The organism is Allobosea sp. P2_A10 (assembly GCF_056405115.1).
Window position 1 is genome coordinate 22,613 of sequence record NZ_JBFUCS010000006.1, and the last position, 17,135, is coordinate 39,747.

Genomic DNA, 17,135 nt, shown 5'->3' on the forward strand with positions numbered 1-17,135 from the left:
TTGCGACATGGTCTTCCATGGGCTGGAGGCGCTGCCGGCGCTCGGCGAGGAGCGTTTCGCGCGCGAGTTCTCGGTCGTGCCCGGCGGCGGCGCCTTCATCACCGCGGCCCATCTGGCCTCGCTCGGCCAGCCCGCCGCGCTCGTCGCCCGCATCGGGACCGACCCTCTGTCCAAGGCGATCGCGCCGGCGCTTGAGGACAGCGACGTCGATCTCGACTGGCTCGAACGCTCGGCCGCGGCTGGTCCGCAAGTGACGGTCGTCATGGTGCAGGGCAGCGAGCGCGCCTTCCTGTCGAGGCGTGCCGGCTCGGCCAGGCCAGCGACCCTGGACGAGGCGATGGCGAGCCCGCGCGCGCGCCATCTCCACATCGCTGAATTCGCGACGCTTTCGGAAATTCCGGGACTGATCTCGGCGGCAAAACTGCGCGGCCTGAGCGTCTCGCTCGATCCGAGCTGGGACGACGCTCTGATCCGGGACGCAGAGCTGGTCTCGCGCTGCACCGGCGTCGATGTCTTCCTCCCCAATGCGGTCGAGGCGCGCGCCATCGCCGGTTGCGATGATCTCAACGAGGCCGGAGCGCGGCTGGCGCGGCATTTTCCGGTCGTCGTGGTCAAGGACGGCGCGCATGGCGCGGGCCTGTTCGAGGGCGACCTGCGGCACTGGCTGCCCACACCTCGCGTCGGATCGGTGGTCGACACCACCGGAGCCGGGGACGCCTTCAATGCGGGCTTCCTTAGCGCCTGGCGCGCCGGACGTTCGCCACAACAGGCGCTGGCCGAAGGCATCGCCTGCGGCACGCTCTCGGTCCAAAGCGTCGGCGGCGCTGGCGAACGCCTGCGGCGCGCCGATGTCGATACCATTGCCGCAAGGCTGCTCGCCGAACACGGATCGGTCCATGCCTGAAGCTCTGCTCACTCTGGAAGCCGGCGAGGCGGCCGATGTCGCGCGTCGGCAGATCGCCGGCAACGCTGTCGTCATGGTCGATCTGGCGCAGCGCCTGCGCGGGATGAAGCCGGCCTTCGTGGCGACCTGCGCACGCGGTTCGTCTGACCACGCCGCGACCTATGGCAAATACCTGATCGAGATGACGCTGGGCCTGCCTGTCGCATCGCTGGGGCCGAGCCTTGCCTCGGTCTATCGCGGCGAGCCCGATCTCGCCGGCGCGCTCTTCATCGCCATCTCGCAGTCGGGCCGCAGCCCCGATGCGTTGCGGCTGACCGAAGCGGCCAAGCGCAGCGGTGCGCTCGTCGTCGGTATCGTCAATGACGAGGCCTCGCCGCTGGCGGAGCTGGTTGATGTGCTGATCCCGCTCCATGCCGGGCCCGAGCGCAGCGTCGCCGCGACCAAGAGCTTCCTGGCGACCTGCGTCGCGCTGCTCCATCTGACCTCGGTCTGGTCAGGCGATCGTGAGCTCGTCGCGGCGCTTGAGCGGACGCCTGATGTCCTGGCGGAGGCCGGCGACTGCGATTGGCGGCCGGCCATGACGACACTGGAGCGCGCCACAAGCCTTTTCGTCATCGGACGCGGACTCGGACTGGGTATCGCGCAGGAGATGGCGCTGAAGTTCAAGGAAACCTGCCGCATCCATGCCGAGGCGTTCAGCGCCGCCGAAGTGCTGCACGGGCCGCTCGCGCTGGTCGGCCCCGGCTTTCCCGCGCTGGTGCTCGATCCTGCCGACGAGGGCAGCGAGAGCACGCGCTCCGTCGCCGTGACGCTGGCACGTTTCGGAGCGCAGATCGCCTATGCCGGCGCTGGCGAGGCGCAGGGCCTGCACCTGCCGATGCCAGATGATGTTTCGGCCGCGCTCGTGCCGCTCGCCCAGGCGCGCGCCTTCTATGGCGCTATTGCCGGTCTCGCCGCCGCGCGCGGGCTCGATCCCGACCGGCCTCCGCATCTGCTCAAGGTGACGCAGACGGTCTGATGAGCCGGCCTGGCCGCGCCGCGCTCAGACCACGACGTCGAGCGGGGGCACGGGCTCGCCGCGCGAGACATGGGCCATGTTCGCGAACATCCGCGATACCGTCGGTGCGAAGTTGTCGGCGGCCATGGCGGCGAGATGCGGCGTCACGACGAGGTTGTCGAGCGTCAGCAGATCGCTGTCTGCCGGCAGCGGCTCGATCGAGTAGACATCCATCGCCGCGCCCGCGATCTCCCTGGCGCGCAGGGCCACGACCAGATCGGCTTCGTTGACGACGCCGCCGCGCGCGACGTTGATCAATACGGCCGTCTTCTTCATCGCGCGCAGAGCGACCGCGTCGATCAGGTTCGTGGTTTCCGGCGTCAGCGGGCAATGCAGCGAGACGACGTCGGCCTGTGCCAGGATCTCCGCCATCGTGGCGTATGTCACCCCGAGCGCCGCTTCCTCGGCCGCATCGAGCGGCGTGCGCTTGGAATAGAGGATTGTGCAGCCGAAGCCCCTGAGCAGCCTGGCGACATTCTTGCCGATGGCGCCGAAGCCGACGATGCCGACGGTCTTGCCCGAGAGCGTAAATGTGTCGCCGGGCAGGTGCCCCGTGGCCCAATGCCCCTTCTTCAGCTCGGCATGGCCATAGCCGATGAAACGCAGGGCCGAGAGCGTGAGCCCGAGCGCGAATTCGGCCACCGGCACGGCGTTGCTGCCGGTCGTCCGGGCGACCCTGATGCCGAGTTCGCGTGCAGCCGTCACGTCGATATTGTCGACGCCGACGCCCCATTTGTGCAGCAGCTTCAGTTTTTGGGCAGCGGCGAGCACCTCGCGGGAGACGCCGACCTGGCCTGAGATGGCGTAGTCGGCCTGCGCGATGATCTCCTTCATGTGCTCATCGCCGCGCGCCGTGCCATGGGTCAGCACGAAACCTGGCGGCAGCAGGGCGCGCATCCTGTCGGCGCGCTCGGGCGTGGTCATGTCGAGGAGGACGATGGTCTCGGTCATGGTCTCGATCCAGTGTCTTGAAGGGTCAGTTCGTCGAAAAGCTCATGCCGGCACGCGCCAGCCCGCCGGAGATGGCCACCGGCGTGCCGTCCGCGCGCCAGCAGGCCGCGCCCGTCAGCGTGCCGTCGTCGTTGAAGGCGATCGCATTCATGCCGCCAGCGACGCGCGGCGAGCGCACGACCTTGTGCCCGCGCGCGGTCAAGTCCTCGGCGACGCTGTCGGGGATCGCCGCCTCCAGTTCGAGCACGCCGCCCTCCGTCCAGATTCGCGGGGCCTCGACCGCTTCCTGCAGGCTCATGCCATGGTCGATCAGGTTGACGATCGCCTGCATGGCCGAAGGGAAGATGCGCAGCGCGCCGGGCAGGCCAAGCGCGAAGGCAAGCTTGCCGTCCTTCAGCACGATCATCGGCGCCATTGAGGTGAAAACGCGCTTGCCCCGCGCGATCGAGAGCGCGCGGCCGGCATGCGGGTCGAAATTATACATGTAGTTGTTGGTCAGCATCCCTGTGCCGGGGATCTGCGTGCAGGCCCCGAACAGCCCGTTGATCGTTTGCGTGGTGGTGATGACGTTGCCGTTCGCGTCGGCGACCGTGACATGGGTGGTATCAGCCGATTCCCCGCCGGAAATGCCGGCGCTCCAGCTCCTGGCCTGCGCCATGTCGATCAGCGCCCGGCGCTCGGCGCCATAGCCCTTGTCGATCAGCCGGGCGACCGGCACCGGCACGAAGGCGGGGTCGGCGGTCGCGACCGCCCGGTCGGCGAAAGCGATCTTCAGCGCTTCCGCGAGCAGATGCACGGCATCGGCCGAACCGAAGCCGAGCGCGCCGATGTCGTACCCTTCAAGGATGTTGAGCATCTGCGCGATGTGCACGCCCGACGAGGATGGCGGCGGCGGACCGACGATCTCGTAACCGCGATAGCTGCCGCGCACGGGCTCGCGCTCGACGACCCTGTAGCCGGAGAGGTCCGCCTGATCGATCAGCCCGCCATTGGCCGCCATGAAGTCCGTTAGCGCCGCGCCGAGCGGACCGCCATAGAGCGCGGCGGGGCCGTCCTTTGCGATCAGCTTCAGGCTTTTCGCATAATCCGCCTGCATCAGCCTCGCACCGGCGGGCAATCGTTCGCCGCCCGAAAGGAACAGTGCGGCGAGTCCCGGATCGCGCGAGAGATCGGCGACATGGTCGCCAATGCAGTTCGAGAGATAGGGGCTGATGACGAAGCCGCGTTCGGCGAGGGCGATCGCGGGCTGCAGCACCTCGGCCAGCGGCAGCGTGCCGAAGCGCGCCAGCGCCTCGCACCAGCCCGCCAGCGCGCCCGGCACCGCCACGGCCTTCGGCCCGATGACGTTCAGCCGGTCGCGCACTTCGCGGGCCCGGCCGATCTCGTCGGAAACGCAGTCATACATCTCCGGCGTCGCCTTGCCCGGCGCGGTCGAGAGGCCGTCGAGCACGACATGGCGGCCATCGGCCAAGCGGATATGGGCGACACCGCCGCCCAATATGCCGACCATCATCGGCTCGACCACGGTCAGCGCAAACAGCGCGGCGACGGCGGCATCGACGGCGTTACCGCCGGCCAGCAGCATCTGAGAACCGGCGGCCGAGGCGAGCGGGTGGTTGGTGACGACCATCCCGCGCGAGCCCGTCGCGGGCTTCTTTTCGCAGGCGAAGGTCGCGATACGGGGCGCGGGAGCGGTCATCGCCGGTCTCAACTTTTTGCCGCCGCGATTGCGTCGAGCACCATCTTCGTCGCGCCCGAGAGATCGCCGAGCTTCTCGCCGGCCTTGACGCGGTCCTGGTTGCGCTCGCCGCGCTCCTGCCGGGCGAGCGCCGCATCCGCGATCGCTTCGGCTTCGCCGCGCGGCAGCACCAGCACGCCGGATTCGTCGGCGATGACGACGTCGCCGGCCTTGACCGGAACATTGCCGCAGGAAATCGGCAGATTCAGCGTGCCGCCGAGATTGTAGAGCCTTGTCGTGATCGGCGACATGCCGCGACACCACATCGGGAAGTCCGAATCCTCGATCTCGGCAAGGTCGGTGCAGGGTCCGTCGACGATGCCGCCGACAGCACCGGCGGCCTTCGCCGCGATGGTGACGCCGCCGCCCCAGCAGGCATGCTTGTCGTCGCCGAGCCTGTCGACGACGAGGATGTCGCCCGGACGCAGCAGGCCGAGCGCATGGTGCAGCAGCGTCGAATCCTGCCCGGGAATGGCGAGCGTTACGGCGGCTCCGGCAATGCGCTTGGCCCGCAGCAGCGGCTGGATGCCCCGGTCCATGAAGCCCCAGTGCTGGGAGTGGCCGACGGTCGCGGTCTCGACGCGGCAGAGCTTTTCGACGAGAGCGGCCGGGAGCTGTTCCGGCATGGCTTCGATGCGGTAATCGGGCATGGTCTTCTCCTAAGGTTTGATGCCGAAAAGTGGGAACCGGTTTTCGGGCGACATCGTGCTCATGCTCTATCGCCCCACGGCGCGCGCGACGCCGACGAGACGTTCCACGATGACGACGACGATCAGCGTCGCGACGATCAGCACGACCGAAAGGGCCGCGATCAGGGGGGCGGTGCGGCCCTCGACATAGCGCACCATCTCGACCGGCAGCGTCGCCGCGCGCGGTCCCGACAGAAACAGCGAAATCACCGTCTCGTCGAAGGAGAGCAGGAAGGACAGACAGGCGCAGGCGATCAGGCCGGGCGTGGCCAATGGCAGCGTCACACGCCAGACCACGCGCCAGGGCTTTGCGCCAAGCGTCGCGGCAGCAGCCTCGATGTCGTGCGGGAGCGTCGAGAACGCCGTCGTCATCATTCGGATGACGAAGGGCAGGGTGACGGTCATATGGCCGAGCACGAGGCCGGGCAGCGTCGCTGTCAGCTTGAGCGGCGTGAAGAACAAAAGCAGCGCCAGCCCCGTGATCAGCGTCGGCAGCAGCAGCGGCGCGAGGAAGAAGTTTGTCAGCCCGTCGCGCCAGGCGAAATCGCCCTTGTCGAGCGCCAACGCGGCGGGCACGCCGAGCGTCAGCGAGAGCAGCGTCACCACGCAGGCGACCTGCACGCTGAGCCATAGCGCCTTGGCAAGGGGCGCATGCTCGGCCAGCGCTTCAAACCAGCGCAGCGAATAGCCCGAAGGCGGAAACAGGATGAAGCTGTCGGCCGAGAAGGCGAGCGCCACCACGACGGCGATCGGCGCCAGGATCAGCACGTAGACGACGGCCGCGATGCCGGAAAGGACAGGACCCGCGCCGGTCATCGCCGCAATCCCTTCGCCGCGATATTGGAGGCGATGAGCAAGACGAGCAACAGCACCAGCGTATAGATCGCGAAGACGGACGCGACCGGCCAGTTGGTGTTGGTCGTGGCCTGCTCGAAGATCTCGGTCGCCAGCACGAAGACGCGCCCGCCGCCGAGCAGCTTTGGCGTGATGTAGGCCGACATCGAGAGCACGAAGCCAAGCCCCGCCGCCAGCGCCAGCGCCGGAAGGCTGAGCGGCAGCGTCACCCGCCAGAAAGTCCGCACCGGCGAGGCGCCAAGCGAACGCGAGGCTTCCTCCAGCGTGCGGTCGAGCTGGCCGAAACCCGCCAGCAGCGCCAGGATCATGTAGGGCATGATGCTCTCGGCCAGCCCGATGGTAACGCCGGTCCAGTTGAAGACGAGCCGCATCGGTGTGGTGATCAGCCCTAGACCCTGCGCGACGGTGTTGACGAGCCCTCGGTCGCCGAGGATAGCGAGCCAGCCGAAGACGCGCACCACGCCCGAGATCAGCATCGGCATGATCGCGATGACGGCGAGCAACCCGCGAAAGCGCGAGGTCGTGCGGAACAGGAACAGCGAGACGGGATAGGACAAAGCGAGCGCGATCAGCGTGGCGCTCAGCGAAAGCCAGAGCGAATTGAGCGTCAGCTCGTAGGTGAAGCTGTCATGAAACACCTCGGCTGCGGTCTTGAGCGACCAGGCCTCGATCATCGCGCCGGTCGGGCCGACCTCGTTGAAGGCGTTGCGGAACAAAAGCAGCGTCGGCCAGGCGTAGATCGCCAGTACGGACAGCGCGGCGGGCAGTAGCAGCCATTTGAGCCGCGCGCCGGTCATGGCGTCTCGCGCGGGAAGGGCAGGGTGTCGCCGGCCTGCCAGATCACCGCGACCTCGCTGCCCTCCACAGGCGGCGTCGCGCCCGATTGCATCTCGACCGTGAGCTGCCCGCCCGCGCCCTCGACCAGCACCTCGACATGGTCGCCGACGAAGACACTCCGCAGCACGCGGCCTGGCACGCGCGCCATGCCCTCGGCGACGGGTTCCGACACCGGCATGATCCGCATGCGCTGCGGCCGCACGAACAGGTCGAAAGCGCCCGTCGGCGGTGCGGCGACCGGCAGGGTCGCACCCCACAGCACGGCGCGGCCACCTGTATCGCGCTCGGCCGGCAAGGCGTTGGCGCGGCCTACGAATTCGGCGACGAAGCGGGTCGCCGGACGCTCATAGATATCCTGCGCCGTGCCGATCTGGGCGATGCGGCCGCGATTCATCACCGCGATCCGGTCGCACATTGTCAGCGCCTCGACCTGGTCATGGGTGACGAACAGCGTGGTGATGCCCAGCGAGCGCTGGATCGCGCGGATCTCGTGACGCATCGCGTCGCGCAGCTTGGCGTCGAGATTGGACAGCGATTCGTCGAGCAGCAGCACGGACGGACGGATCACCAGCGCCCGCGCCAGGGCGACGCGCTGCTGCTGCCCGCCCGAAAGCTCGCGCGGACGGCGGGCGTCGAGACCCGACAGCCTGACCAGCGCCAGCGCTTCGGCGACCTGCCTGTGATCTCGGCCCGGCCGACGCTGCGTTCCTCCAATCCGAAGCCGACATTGCGGGCGACGCTGAGATGGGGAAACAGCGCATAGGACTGGAAGACGTAACCCATATTGCGCTTATGGGCGGGAAGGCGCGTGATCTCGCTACCATCGAGCGCAATCGCGCCGCGATCGGGCTCGACCAGCCCCGCCAGCATGCGCAGCGTCGTCGTCTTGCCGCAGCCGGACGGGCCGAGCAGCGCGACCGATTCCCCGCGCGCGACCGACAGCGAGACGTCGTCGACGGCGACGGAATCGCGGTAGCTTTTCCGCAGATTGCTGAGCTCGAGATACGCCACCGACTGTCGTCTCAACGCGCCGCGATCACCTCGCGCCGCCAGCGGTTGTTCCACTGGTCGCGCACCTTGATGACCTCGTTCCAGTCGAGGCCGATCATGCGGGCGCGGCTTTCGGGCGCGGCTGCGGTGCGGGCGATCGCCTTGAGCTCGATCATGGCCTTGCCGTTGGTCGGCGCGTAGAACATCCGTTCGGTGAAGGCCTTCTGAGCGGTCTGCGAGAGCGCGTAGTTGACGAAGGCAGTCGCGGCGGGTGCGTTCTTCGAGCCGGCGGTCAGGCTGATCGTGTTGATCTGGAAAACCGAGCCCTCGGGCGGCAACAAGGCGCCGATCTTGCCGCCGGTCTGGTCGGCGAAGAGCTGCGAGCGCGCGTTCCAGCCGGTCGCGACCTTGACCACGCCGTTCAGGATCAGCGAATAGCCGTCCGGGTTGGGGTCGAAGGTGTTCACCGAGGCCGCGAGTTCGCGCAGTTTCTTGATCGCCGCATCGATCGATTTCGTGTGGTCGCCGCCCATCATCTTTTCGACCATGGCGGTGAGGCACAGGCCCTGAATGTTGGGTGGGGCGGAGACCGCGAGCTGGCCCTTCAGATCGGGCCGCCAGAGGTCGGCGAGTTTTTCGAGCGGCGGCTTGAGCTGCGTGTCGTAGACCAGCACGAGATGGTCGAAGGTGACGGCGGGACCGTACTCGCCGCCGGCCGCACGCGCTTCGGGCAGCAACTCCGTCAGCGAGGGCACGTCGGCAGGTGTCAGCTTCGAAAACAGGCCCTCGCTGTTGCCGATGCTCGACGTCGTCACGTCCATGATGGTGACATCGACCTGCGGATCGGCCTTCTGGGCGCGGATCGCGCCGACCATCTGGGCCGAGGAGCCGCCGGGAACGTAATTGACCTTCACGCCCGGAAAGGCCTGCTGGAACGGTTCGACGACCGTCTTGACGTAGTTGTCCTGGAAGATGCCGGCATAGGACATCAGCGAGATCGTGCCGCCGAGCCCCTGCGCCCGGACGATGGCGGGTGCGGCGAGTGTGGCGAGGCCGGCCTGGATCAGAAGGCGCCGTGTCGGCATGGGAACACCTTTGCGGTTCGGGCCGTCAGTGACGGCTCATTGGTAGGACGCGGCGAAGCAGGTGTCATGACCGGCGGCGACAGGGCGTCCATGCGCCGCCGGCCATGTTCGCCTGCGTGACGTCAGGCTGCGACCTTGGCCGCGAAATGCGCGATGAAGCGGGCGCAGATGTCGGTCAGCTTTTCGGTCAGCGCGGCACCCGTTTCAGCCGAGCAGAGCTTCGGGTCGCCCTTCGCGACGCCGAGATTGTAGACCTCGTCATATTCGTTGGGCATCGCGACCTCGTGGCCGTCGAAGCTCGCCGTGCCCAGGCCCGTGAAGGGCAGGTCGAGCAGCGGATCGCGCTTCAGCGGCTTGCCCGCCGGGATCAGATCCTTGCGGATCAGCTCGGGGAACAGGTGCATGCCGATCGAGGTCAGCGGGTCGGAACCGTGTCCGGCCACGGCCGCGGCCTTGTCGGCTCCGCCGAGGATGCCCGGCAGCAGGCCGTAGCCGATGCGCCATAGATAAAGGCTCGGCAGCACGATCTGCTCGCGCAGATAGAGCTCGCGCGCCACCTCCGCGATCGGCCCGACATTGCCGCCATGGCCGTTGATCACGATGATCCGGGTCAGGCCGTTGCGATGCAAGCTGTCGACCATCTCGCCGATGACGGCGGTCAGCGTCGCCTGCGAAATCGCAATGCCGCCGGTCATCGAGCCGAACCAGTCGGCGCCGCCGAAGGGCAGCACGGGCGCGACCAGCGTGCGCGTGCCGGCCTTCGAGGCGCGGATCGCGGCGAGCTCGGCGATTTTCTCGGCCAGCAGATAGTCGCCCATCGGCGCATGCGGACCCTGGTCCTCATGGCTGCCCATCGGCAGCAGGATGATCGGGTTGGCGTCGAGGATCTGGCGGGCCTCGCCGCCGGTGATCGTCCCCATATGGACGAGGGGGTCTGTCTTGGCTGCCATCGGCTTGGTCCCTGGATTTATCTGGTGGGTGGTCGAGGCGCCGGGCGAAAACCGTCCGGCGTGGGGAGGGGCGTCATCGCCCCGAGGTGCGCGGATCGACCGCGTCGCGCATCGCGTCGCAGAGCAGGTTCATCGCGAGGATCGTCAGCGTCAGCGCGGCGCAGGGCCAGACCAGCAGCAGCGGCGCCTGCTCCATGGTGGCGCGCGCGCCGCGGATCATCAGCCCCCAGGATGGCGCGGGCGGCACGACGCCAAGCCCCAGGAACGAGAGGCCGCTCTCCAGAACGACGGCGGCGGCGACCGCCAGCGAGAGCTGAACCAGGATCGGGCCGGCGATATTGGGCAGCACGGTGCGGAACAGGATGCGCGAAGGCCTTGCGCCGAGCGAGCGCGCCGCCTCGACATATTCGCGCCCGCGCACCGCCAGCACCTCGGTATAGGTCACGCGCGCGAAGCCCGGCAGATAGAGCACCGACAGCACGAGGATCAGCGTCGCCGCCCCCGGCCCCAGCAGCGTCACGACGAGCAGCGCCAGCAGCACGGGCGGGAAGCACATGATGATCTCCATGCTGCGCACCGTGATGAACGAGTAGAACCCGCTCGCCCAGCCGCCGATCAGGCCGAAGGTCGTGCCGACGATGCAGGCGACGAGCGAGGCGGCGAAGGCGACGCCGAGGCTGGTGCGCGCGCCCCAGATCAGGCGCGAGAGCACGTCGCGGCCGAATTCGTCGCGGCCGAGCCAGGAGCTCGCGGTCGGCGATGCGAGGCGCCGCGCGATGTCCTGGCGCACGGGATCGGGCAGGCCAAGCAGGGGCGCGGCGATCGCGATCAGGATGATCAGCGCGACAAACGCGCCGGGAAGCCAGAGCCGCTTCATGCCGCGTGGATCCTCGGGTCGATCAGCGCATGGATCAGTTCGACGATCAGGTTGATCAGCAGGAACAGGACCGAGATCGTCAGGATGATGCCGACCACCATCGGGTAATCGCGTGCCTCGACCGCCCGCAGCAGCGGTGTCGAGAGGCCCGGCCAGTTGAAGACGTATTCGACCAGCACCGTGCCGCCGAGCAGCGTGCCCATATGCAGCCCGAGCACAGTCAGCACCGGGTTCATCGCGTTGCGCAGGACATGGACGATCAGCACCCGGCGCGGCGACAGCCCCTTGGCGCGGGCGGTGCGGACATAGTCGTGCGCCAGCGCATCCAGCATCGAGGCGCGCGTCATCCGGAAGAGCACGGCCGCGAGCCCCTTGCCGATCGCGATCGCCGGCAGGGTCAGGAGCTTGAAATGCTGCGCGGGATCCTGCGAGAGCGCGACGAAGCCGCCCGCCGGCATCAGCCGCAGTGTCTGCGCCATCAGCAGCACGAGCAGCGTGCCGACGACGAAGACGGGGATCGCCAGCAAAAGCGCCGTGACGCCCGATGCGATGCGGTCGAAGCGTCCGCCGCGATGGACGGCGGCGTAGATCCCGGCTGGGACGCCGATCGCGATGGCAAACAGCGTGCCGGCCAGGATCAGCTCCAGAGTGCGCGGCAGCCGGAGCCCGATCTCGCTCAACACGGGGTAGTCGTCGACCAGGGAGTTGCCGAGATCGGCCCGGGCCACGCCGCCAAGGAACGAGCCGTATTGCGCCAGCAGCGGCCGGTCGAGCCCGAGCTTCTCGCGCAGTTCGGCGACGGCGACGGGGTCTGGCGAGATGCCACCTGTCGAGAGCAGTAGTTCGGCGGGGTCGCCCGGCACCATGTGGAGCGCCAGGAAGACGATGGTCGCCACCACCCAGGCCAGGAACAGCGACGTCGCGATCCGGTGGACGAGCCAGGCCGCGCTCATCCGAAGAAGGTCTCTTCCAGCATGCCGCCCGACGAGGTCGTCAGCGCGCCCGGCAGGTTGGTGAAGCCCTTCACGCCCTTGTCCATGCCGTAGCCCTGCGAGCGCCAGGCGAGGCCGACCAGCGGCACCTCCTCGAGCGCGGCCCGCTGCATCTCCTTATAGATGTCGATACGCTTGGCCTGGTCGAATTCGCCGCGACCTTTGGCGAGCGCGGCGATGGTGCGGGGCGCATCGACCTTGAAGGAGCGGCCATGGCTGGCCGAGAGCGAGGTGTCGAGCACGACGGTCAGGCCATCGGGGTCGTTGTTGTCGGCCGAGACGCCATGGATCGCCATGTCGTACTGGCCGCGAATGCCCCGGCTGACGCGGGTCGACCAGTCTGGAAGCTGCAATTCGCAGGTGATCCCGATCGCGGCGAGATGCTGCTGCACGACCTCGGCGGTGTCCTTGTGCATGCCGAACTGGGCCGTCGAGAGCATCGTCGTCTGGAAGCCGTTGGCGTAGCCCGCCTCCGCCAGCAGCGCCTTGGCGCGGGCGGGGTCGTAGTTCCAGCCGCGCGCCAGATCCTTGTCGTACCAGGGCGTGCCCTCGACGATCGGCAAGCCTTCCAGCGCTTTTCCACGACCGAAGAACGCAGCCTTGACGATGTCGTCGCGCTTGACCGCATGAGCGACCGCGCGGCGGACGCGCGCATCGTTGAAGGGCGGCTTGGTGCCGTTGAACAGCACGTCCATGAACGGCCCCTCGACGGAATCGAGCTTCAGCCGGGGCTCGCCCTCGACGGCGGCCATCGACTGCCACGGCACATACTCGATCATGTCGACATCGCCCGACATCAGCGCGGCGTTGCGCAGGTTCTCGTCGGCATAGACGATGAACTTGATGCCCTTCAGCTTGGGAAAGCCCGGCTTGTAGAACTTGTCGAAGGCCGCGAGGTCGAGCGAGGTGCCGCGCTCCTGGCCGACGAGCTTGAAGGGGCCGGCGCCGACCGGCTCGTTGGCCGGCGATTTCCGCCAGATCACGAAGGTGTTGTAGTTGGCGAACCAGGTTGGCAGCGTCGCCTGCGGCTCCTTGGTGACGAGCCGGATCGTGCCCGGATCGACGATCTCGATCTTGTCGACGCCCTGGAACTGCGCCCGCATATAGGCGGTCGATTTCTCCCCGGCGATCTGCTCGATCGACCATTTGACGTCATCGGCCGTGACCGGCTCGCCATTATGGAACAGGCAGCCCTGGCGCAGCTTGAAGACCCAGCCGCCCTGCGCGTCGATCGACCAGCTTTCGGCCAGTTCGCCGCGCAATTCACCGTTGGGGCCGTAGGAGACCAGGCTGCGATGCGTCAGCATCTTGACCGTGCCTGCGGAGGCTCCAGTCGAGACCCAGGGCTGGAGATTGGGCGGAAAGGCCGAGAGGCCAAAGCGCAGGACGCCGTTGGCGCGCTGGGCCGAGGCTGGCCGGGACAACAGCGGCGAAACCAGAACAGGAGCGGCCAGGCCTGCGCCCAGAATGGTCCGGCGGGAGATCGTCTTCTCGGAGATCGTCATGCGCTGATCCTCTTCAGGCGGGGCGGGCTCCGCTCCGGCGGCAGACCTGCATTCGACACCGGTTCGTTGAGCAAGAATAGCGCCATCATGAAGCGCGGCGCAGCGATGGCGGCCAGTTCGCCCCGGTCGCGGCGTCGCTCTCCAAAGGTCCAGCTTGATCTTTGCGCGCTTTCATGATGCGTCATGTATACGTGGTGGATTTTTTGCTGTCTACAGCATACCCGGTGATGGCACGCGACTGGCAGGCGGATTGTCCATGAAGGCGATGAAGCGCGACGAGATCGACGGGATGGATGGCAAGCCTGCCCGTGAGCGGGTCTATCTCCGCGTCCGCGAGCAGATTCTGCGCGGGCATTTCGCCGGCGGCTCCTTCATCGAGGAGGAGCAGATTTCCTCGGCGATGGGCCTGTCGCGGACGCCGGTGCGTGAGGCGTTCCACCGGCTGGAGGCCGAGCGCTTCATCGAGCTTTTGCCCCGGCGCGGCGCCATGGTCCGGCAGGTCACGGCCCAGGAGCTCGCCCATCTCTACGAGACCCGCCGGATGATCGAGGGTTACGCCGTCGCGCGCATCTGCCAGGAGGAGATTCCGCTGCCGGCAAAGCTCGACATCATCCTGGACCGGATCGACCAGGTCGTCGACGCCGATCATTTCGCGCGGGTCGAGCTCAACCGCCGGTTCCATTTCACCATGGTCGCGGCGCTCGGCAACGAGGTGCTGTCGGAGCTTTATCAGTCGCTCGACTCGCGCCAGCAGCGCGTCGCCATGACCGCGCTGAGCGTCGATCCCAACCGGATGGCCCGTATCCAGAACGAGCATCGCGCCTTGCTCGCGGCGCTGCGCGTCTGGGACGAGCCGCAGGCGCGCGCGATCCTCGAACAGCATTTGCGCCCGGTCATGGGCGTGGTCTCGCGCCTGCCGGGATACGCGCTCGTCAGCGGCCGCGACGAGACGCTTTGAAAGCGCGCCCGGGTCAGGCCGGGCTCGCATAGGCCTCGATCGTCGCCAGCAGCTTGCGCGGGATCGAGATGCCGTCCTGCGCCGTGCGCTTGCGCGCGCTGCTGCGCCGGCCGCCGGGGAGCCTTGCACCCTCTTGCACTGTGATCGCAGCGAATAACCGCTCCAGCCGCTCGGGCGCGCCGTCGCCGGCCATGGCCGCGTAGTCGATCGCGATGAAGCATTGCCCGGTGCGCGGCGAGCCACCGAGATTGTCGGCGAAGGACGAGGCGTCGATCGAGAGGTTGGCTCCCGTCAGCCAGGCCGCGAAGATCTCGACGATCAGCGCGAGCCCCGCGCCTTTGTAGGCGCCGGCCGGCAGCATCGTGCCGCCCGCGAGCGCCGCCTTTGGATCGGTCGTCGGATTGCCGTCGCGGTCGAGCGCCCAGCCCAGCGGTATCGCCTCGCCACGCTGCTGATGCACGACGATCTCGCTCTTGGCGACGACGCTTGACGACTGGTCGAGCACCAGCGGCTCTGCCCCGGCGCGCGGCACGGCAAGCGCAACCGGATTGGTGCCGAAGACCGGCCTGGTCCCGCCCATCGGCGCGATCGAGGCTGGGGCGTTGACGAAGCCCAGCGCCAGCAGCCCGCGCTGCGCTATCCGCTCGACATGGTAGCCGACGACGCCGCAATTATAGGAATTGCTGACGGCGAGCGCCGCGATGCCCTGCGCCTTTGCCGCCGCGCAGAGCGCCGGCAGGCCGAAATCGATCGCGGGATGGGCAAAGCCGCCCTTGGCGTCGACGCGGACGAGCCCAGGCTTCGGGCTGTCCAGAACCGGACGCGCCCTGCCGTCGATCTTGCCGACTTTGGCATGCTCGCAATAGGTCGGCAGCCGCGCCAGCCCATGGCTGTGGATGCCCTCGGCCTCGGCCGCGACCACCGAGGCGGTGATCGCACTCTCGTTGCGCGGATCGACGCCGCAGGCCAGCAGCGCCCGTTGCGTCAGCGCTTCGACATCGGCGAGTGACAGCCGGACGCTGTCGGCGGATTGATGTGCGCTCATGCCGCCTCCTCCTCGGTGACGCCTGCACCGTAGAGAGACGCAGCCTTTTCAGGAGTGACCATGCCATCCGCCAGATCCTTGGCGATGCGCTGCCGATCGCGCTTCAGCGGATCGCCGAAACCGCCCCCGCCCGAGGTCTCGATGGTGACGATGTCGCCGCGTTTCAGCGGAATGCCCGAGATCTTCGAGCGCAGGGCCGTTCGCGAGCCGTCGGGATGCGTGATCGTCATGCTGCTCAGCGATCCCGGCTGGCCGCCATGGACGCCGTGGGGCGGAAAGCGGAACCGCTCGAAATGCGCGCCGAGCTTGCCGGAATCCGATTCGAGCCGCCATTCCCGCACGAGACCCAGCCCGCCGCGGAATTCGCCGGCGCCGCCGGAATCGGGGATCAGCCCGTATTTCGTGAAGGTGACCGGGTATTTGGCCTCAACCATCTCGATGGGCGCGTTGGTGTTGTTGTGCAGGCCGCAGGAGAGCGCGCTCGCGCCGTCGCCCTTCGCATGGCCGCCCCAGCCGCCGACCTCGATGTCGAAATAGACCTGGCGCTTGCCCTGCCTGCCGACGGTCTGAAGGGCATAGACGTAGGAGATCGCGTAATAGGCTGCCGGGATGCGCTCCGGGGAAATCTCAGCCAGCGCCCCGAAGACCGCGATCGCGATGCGATGGTTGATGACCATGCGTCCGGCGACCGGTGCGGGAAACACGGCATCGACCACGCTGCCTTCGGGCAGGGTCACGCTGACGGGCCTGTAGCAGCCGGAGTTCGCGGGGATGTCGCCGCCGAGCGCGGCCAGAAGCGCATAGTAGACGGCCGAGCAGGTCATCGCCCTGGTGTTGTTGATCGGGCCGCTCACCTGCGGGCTCGACCCTGTGAAGTCGAGCGCGATCGCGGCTCCGGTCTTGACGATCCTGACCGACAGCCTGATCGGCTCGTCGGACTGGCCGTCATCGTCGACGAGTTCGGTAAAGGATGCCTCGCCGTCGGGCAGCTTTTCGAGCGCGGCGCGCATCATCGCCTCGGAACCGTCGAGGATCGCCGCCATCGCCGAGGCGAGCTGGCCCGCGCCGTATTTGCGCGCCATGCGCGCCACCGCCCGCTCGCCGATGCCGAGCGCGGCGATCTGTGCGTTGAGGTCGCCGCGCGTCTCGTCGGGCTGGCGAACATTGTGCAGCAGCATCTCGAAGACGCCCGTGTTCAGCACATTTCGGTCCACCAGCCGCAGTGGCGGGATCCGGATGCCTTCCTGGAATACCTCTGTCGCGGCGGCATAGTAGCTGCCTGCCGCCGCGCCGCCGACATCGACATGGTGGCAGAGCGTGCCGACGATGCCGACGCGTTTGCCATCGACGAAGACCGGCCGGAAAGTCTGGATGTCCGACAGGTGCTGGCCGCCGGAATAAGGGTCGTTGGTGACGATCACATCGCCGTCGTTCCACTGCTCCAGCGGGATGAACCGGTCGAGGATGGTGCGCAGGCAGTCCGACATCGAGTTGAGGTGAACCGGGATGCGGGCCGATTGGGCGATGTTGTAGCCTTCAGCGTCGAAGACGGCGGTCGAGAAATCGAGGATCTCGCGCACCACGGTCGAGCGGCTGGTGCGCCAGATCGTGATGCTCATCTCCTCCGACGCCGCGACGAGCGCGTTGCGGATCACTTCGAGGCGGATCGGGTCAATGCTCGTCATGTGTTCGGTCATGGGTT

General features: G+C 67.8%; 17 protein-coding genes. 3 read left to right on the plus strand and 14 right to left on the minus strand.

What is annotated here, in order from left to right; genetic code table 11:
- Nucleotides 1-7 precede the first annotated feature (7 nt).
- Both AC1DZY_RS10515 and AC1DZY_RS10520 read left to right on the plus strand, forming a co-directional pair.
- Nucleotides 8-904, plus strand: coding sequence for a carbohydrate kinase family protein (locus AC1DZY_RS10515; protein WP_476820291.1), 897 nt, complete (start codon nucleotides 8-10; stop codon nucleotides 902-904).
- Nucleotides 897-1,922 carry an SIS domain-containing protein gene (locus tag AC1DZY_RS10520; protein WP_476820061.1) on the plus strand — a complete coding sequence of 342 codons (1,026 nt, stop codon included), beginning with the start codon at nucleotides 897-899 and terminating at the stop codon, nucleotides 1,920-1,922. The genes AC1DZY_RS10515 and AC1DZY_RS10520 overlap by 8 nt, the downstream gene beginning before the upstream one ends.
- Before the next feature lie 24 nt (nucleotides 1,923-1,946).
- On the opposite strand, the gene AC1DZY_RS10525 is transcribed toward AC1DZY_RS10520, so the two are convergent.
- From AC1DZY_RS10525 to AC1DZY_RS10580, 12 genes are all read right to left on the minus strand, one after another.
- The gene (locus AC1DZY_RS10525; protein ID WP_476820062.1) at nucleotides 1,947-2,912 is read right to left on the minus strand and encodes a 2-hydroxyacid dehydrogenase; all 966 of its coding nucleotides are present in this window, start codon (nucleotides 2,910-2,912) and stop codon (nucleotides 1,947-1,949) included.
- A 25-nt stretch (nucleotides 2,913-2,937) separates the two neighbouring features.
- Complete coding sequence (ggt, locus tag AC1DZY_RS10530) at nucleotides 2,938-4,611, minus strand: gamma-glutamyltransferase (protein WP_476820063.1); 1,674 nt, start codon at nucleotides 4,609-4,611, stop codon at nucleotides 2,938-2,940.
- A gap of 8 nt (nucleotides 4,612-4,619) precedes the next feature.
- Nucleotides 4,620-5,300, minus strand: coding sequence for an RraA family protein (locus tag AC1DZY_RS10535; RefSeq protein WP_476820064.1), 681 nt, complete (start codon nucleotides 5,298-5,300; stop codon nucleotides 4,620-4,622).
- A gap of 66 nt (nucleotides 5,301-5,366) precedes the next feature.
- Complete coding sequence (locus AC1DZY_RS10540) at nucleotides 5,367-6,155, minus strand: ABC transporter permease (protein WP_476820065.1); 789 nt, start codon at nucleotides 6,153-6,155, stop codon at nucleotides 5,367-5,369.
- Nucleotides 6,152-6,991: an ABC transporter permease gene (locus AC1DZY_RS10545; protein ID WP_476820066.1), complete on the minus strand. Its 840-nt coding sequence runs from the start codon at nucleotides 6,989-6,991 to the stop codon at nucleotides 6,152-6,154. Before AC1DZY_RS10545 ends, AC1DZY_RS10540 begins: the two co-directional genes overlap by 4 nt.
- Nucleotides 6,988-7,692 (minus strand): ABC transporter ATP-binding protein, encoded by a 705-nt coding sequence (locus tag AC1DZY_RS10550; RefSeq protein ID WP_476820292.1) that lies wholly within the window; start codon nucleotides 7,690-7,692, stop codon nucleotides 6,988-6,990. The genes AC1DZY_RS10545 and AC1DZY_RS10550 overlap by 4 nt, the downstream gene beginning before the upstream one ends.
- On the minus strand, nucleotides 7,596-8,042 hold the full coding sequence (locus tag AC1DZY_RS10555; RefSeq protein ID WP_476820067.1) for an ABC transporter ATP-binding protein: 447 nt from the start codon (nucleotides 8,040-8,042) through the stop codon (nucleotides 7,596-7,598). The genes AC1DZY_RS10550 and AC1DZY_RS10555 overlap by 97 nt, the downstream gene beginning before the upstream one ends.
- Before the next feature lie 11 nt (nucleotides 8,043-8,053).
- Nucleotides 8,054-9,106 carry an extracellular solute-binding protein gene (locus tag AC1DZY_RS10560; RefSeq protein WP_476820068.1) on the minus strand — a complete coding sequence of 351 codons (1,053 nt, stop codon included), beginning with the start codon at nucleotides 9,104-9,106 and terminating at the stop codon, nucleotides 8,054-8,056.
- Nucleotides 9,107-9,228: 122 nt separating this feature from the next.
- Nucleotides 9,229-10,056: a creatininase family protein gene (locus tag AC1DZY_RS10565; RefSeq protein ID WP_476820069.1), complete on the minus strand. Its 828-nt coding sequence runs from the start codon at nucleotides 10,054-10,056 to the stop codon at nucleotides 9,229-9,231.
- Between the two features lie 73 nt (nucleotides 10,057-10,129).
- A complete protein-coding gene (locus tag AC1DZY_RS10570) occupies nucleotides 10,130-10,933 on the minus strand; it encodes an ABC transporter permease (RefSeq protein ID WP_476820070.1) in 804 nt (267 codons plus the stop codon).
- Nucleotides 10,930-11,886 carry an ABC transporter permease gene (locus tag AC1DZY_RS10575; RefSeq protein ID WP_476820071.1) on the minus strand — a complete coding sequence of 319 codons (957 nt, stop codon included), beginning with the start codon at nucleotides 11,884-11,886 and terminating at the stop codon, nucleotides 10,930-10,932. Before AC1DZY_RS10575 ends, AC1DZY_RS10570 begins: the two co-directional genes overlap by 4 nt.
- On the minus strand, nucleotides 11,883-13,430 hold the full coding sequence (locus tag AC1DZY_RS10580) for an ABC transporter substrate-binding protein (protein ID WP_476820072.1): 1,548 nt from the start codon (nucleotides 13,428-13,430) through the stop codon (nucleotides 11,883-11,885). The genes AC1DZY_RS10575 and AC1DZY_RS10580 overlap by 4 nt, the downstream gene beginning before the upstream one ends.
- Nucleotides 13,431-13,686: 256 nt before the next feature.
- On the opposite strand from AC1DZY_RS10580, the gene AC1DZY_RS10585 reads away from it, so the two are divergent.
- Nucleotides 13,687-14,388, plus strand: coding sequence for a GntR family transcriptional regulator (locus AC1DZY_RS10585; RefSeq protein ID WP_476820073.1), 702 nt, complete (start codon nucleotides 13,687-13,689; stop codon nucleotides 14,386-14,388).
- 13 nt (nucleotides 14,389-14,401) lie between these two features.
- On the opposite strand, the gene AC1DZY_RS10590 is transcribed toward AC1DZY_RS10585, so the two are convergent.
- Both AC1DZY_RS10590 and AC1DZY_RS10595 read right to left on the minus strand, forming a co-directional pair.
- The gene (locus AC1DZY_RS10590) at nucleotides 14,402-15,433 is read right to left on the minus strand and encodes an Ldh family oxidoreductase (protein WP_476820074.1); all 1,032 of its coding nucleotides are present in this window, start codon (nucleotides 15,431-15,433) and stop codon (nucleotides 14,402-14,404) included.
- Nucleotides 15,430-17,118, minus strand: coding sequence for a hydantoinase B/oxoprolinase family protein (locus AC1DZY_RS10595; RefSeq protein ID WP_476820075.1), 1,689 nt, complete (start codon nucleotides 17,116-17,118; stop codon nucleotides 15,430-15,432). The genes AC1DZY_RS10590 and AC1DZY_RS10595 overlap by 4 nt, the downstream gene beginning before the upstream one ends.
- Between the last annotated feature and the right edge of the window lie 17 nt (nucleotides 17,119-17,135).

Excerpts from the sequence above, each read along its gene's own strand:
- AC1DZY_RS10595 (WP_476820075.1), bottom strand. The coding sequence starts at position 17,118 with ATGACGAGCATTGACCCGATCCGCCTCGAAGTGATCCGCAACGCGCTC.
- AC1DZY_RS10560 (WP_476820068.1), bottom strand. The coding sequence starts at position 9,106 with ATGCCGACACGGCGCCTTCTGATCCAGGCCGGCCTCGCCACACTCGCC.
- AC1DZY_RS10545 (WP_476820066.1), bottom strand. The coding sequence starts at position 6,991 with ATGACCGGCGCGCGGCTCAAATGGCTGCTACTGCCCGCCGCGCTGTCC.
- AC1DZY_RS10590 (WP_476820074.1), bottom strand. The coding sequence starts at position 15,433 with ATGAGCGCACATCAATCCGCCGACAGCGTCCGGCTGTCACTCGCCGAT.
- AC1DZY_RS10570 (WP_476820070.1), bottom strand. The coding sequence starts at position 10,933 with ATGAAGCGGCTCTGGCTTCCCGGCGCGTTTGTCGCGCTGATCATCCTG.
- AC1DZY_RS10580 (WP_476820072.1), bottom strand. The coding sequence starts at position 13,430 with ATGACGATCTCCGAGAAGACGATCTCCCGCCGGACCATTCTGGGCGCA.
- AC1DZY_RS10575 (WP_476820071.1), bottom strand. The coding sequence starts at position 11,886 with ATGAGCGCGGCCTGGCTCGTCCACCGGATCGCGACGTCGCTGTTCCTG.
- AC1DZY_RS10525 (WP_476820062.1), bottom strand. The coding sequence starts at position 2,912 with ATGACCGAGACCATCGTCCTCCTCGACATGACCACGCCCGAGCGCGCC.
- AC1DZY_RS10540 (WP_476820065.1), bottom strand. The coding sequence starts at position 6,155 with ATGACCGGCGCGGGTCCTGTCCTTTCCGGCATCGCGGCCGTCGTCTAC.
- AC1DZY_RS10585 (WP_476820073.1), top strand. The coding sequence starts at position 13,687 with ATGAAGGCGATGAAGCGCGACGAGATCGACGGGATGGATGGCAAGCCT.
- ggt (WP_476820063.1), bottom strand. The coding sequence starts at position 4,611 with ATGACCGCTCCCGCGCCCCGTATCGCGACCTTCGCCTGCGAAAAGAAG.
- AC1DZY_RS10520 (WP_476820061.1), top strand. The coding sequence starts at position 897 with ATGCCTGAAGCTCTGCTCACTCTGGAAGCCGGCGAGGCGGCCGATGTC.
- AC1DZY_RS10565 (WP_476820069.1), bottom strand. The coding sequence starts at position 10,056 with ATGGCAGCCAAGACAGACCCCCTCGTCCATATGGGGACGATCACCGGC.
- AC1DZY_RS10515 (WP_476820291.1), top strand. The coding sequence starts at position 8 with ATGGTCTTCCATGGGCTGGAGGCGCTGCCGGCGCTCGGCGAGGAGCGT.
- AC1DZY_RS10535 (WP_476820064.1), bottom strand. The coding sequence starts at position 5,300 with ATGCCCGATTACCGCATCGAAGCCATGCCGGAACAGCTCCCGGCCGCT.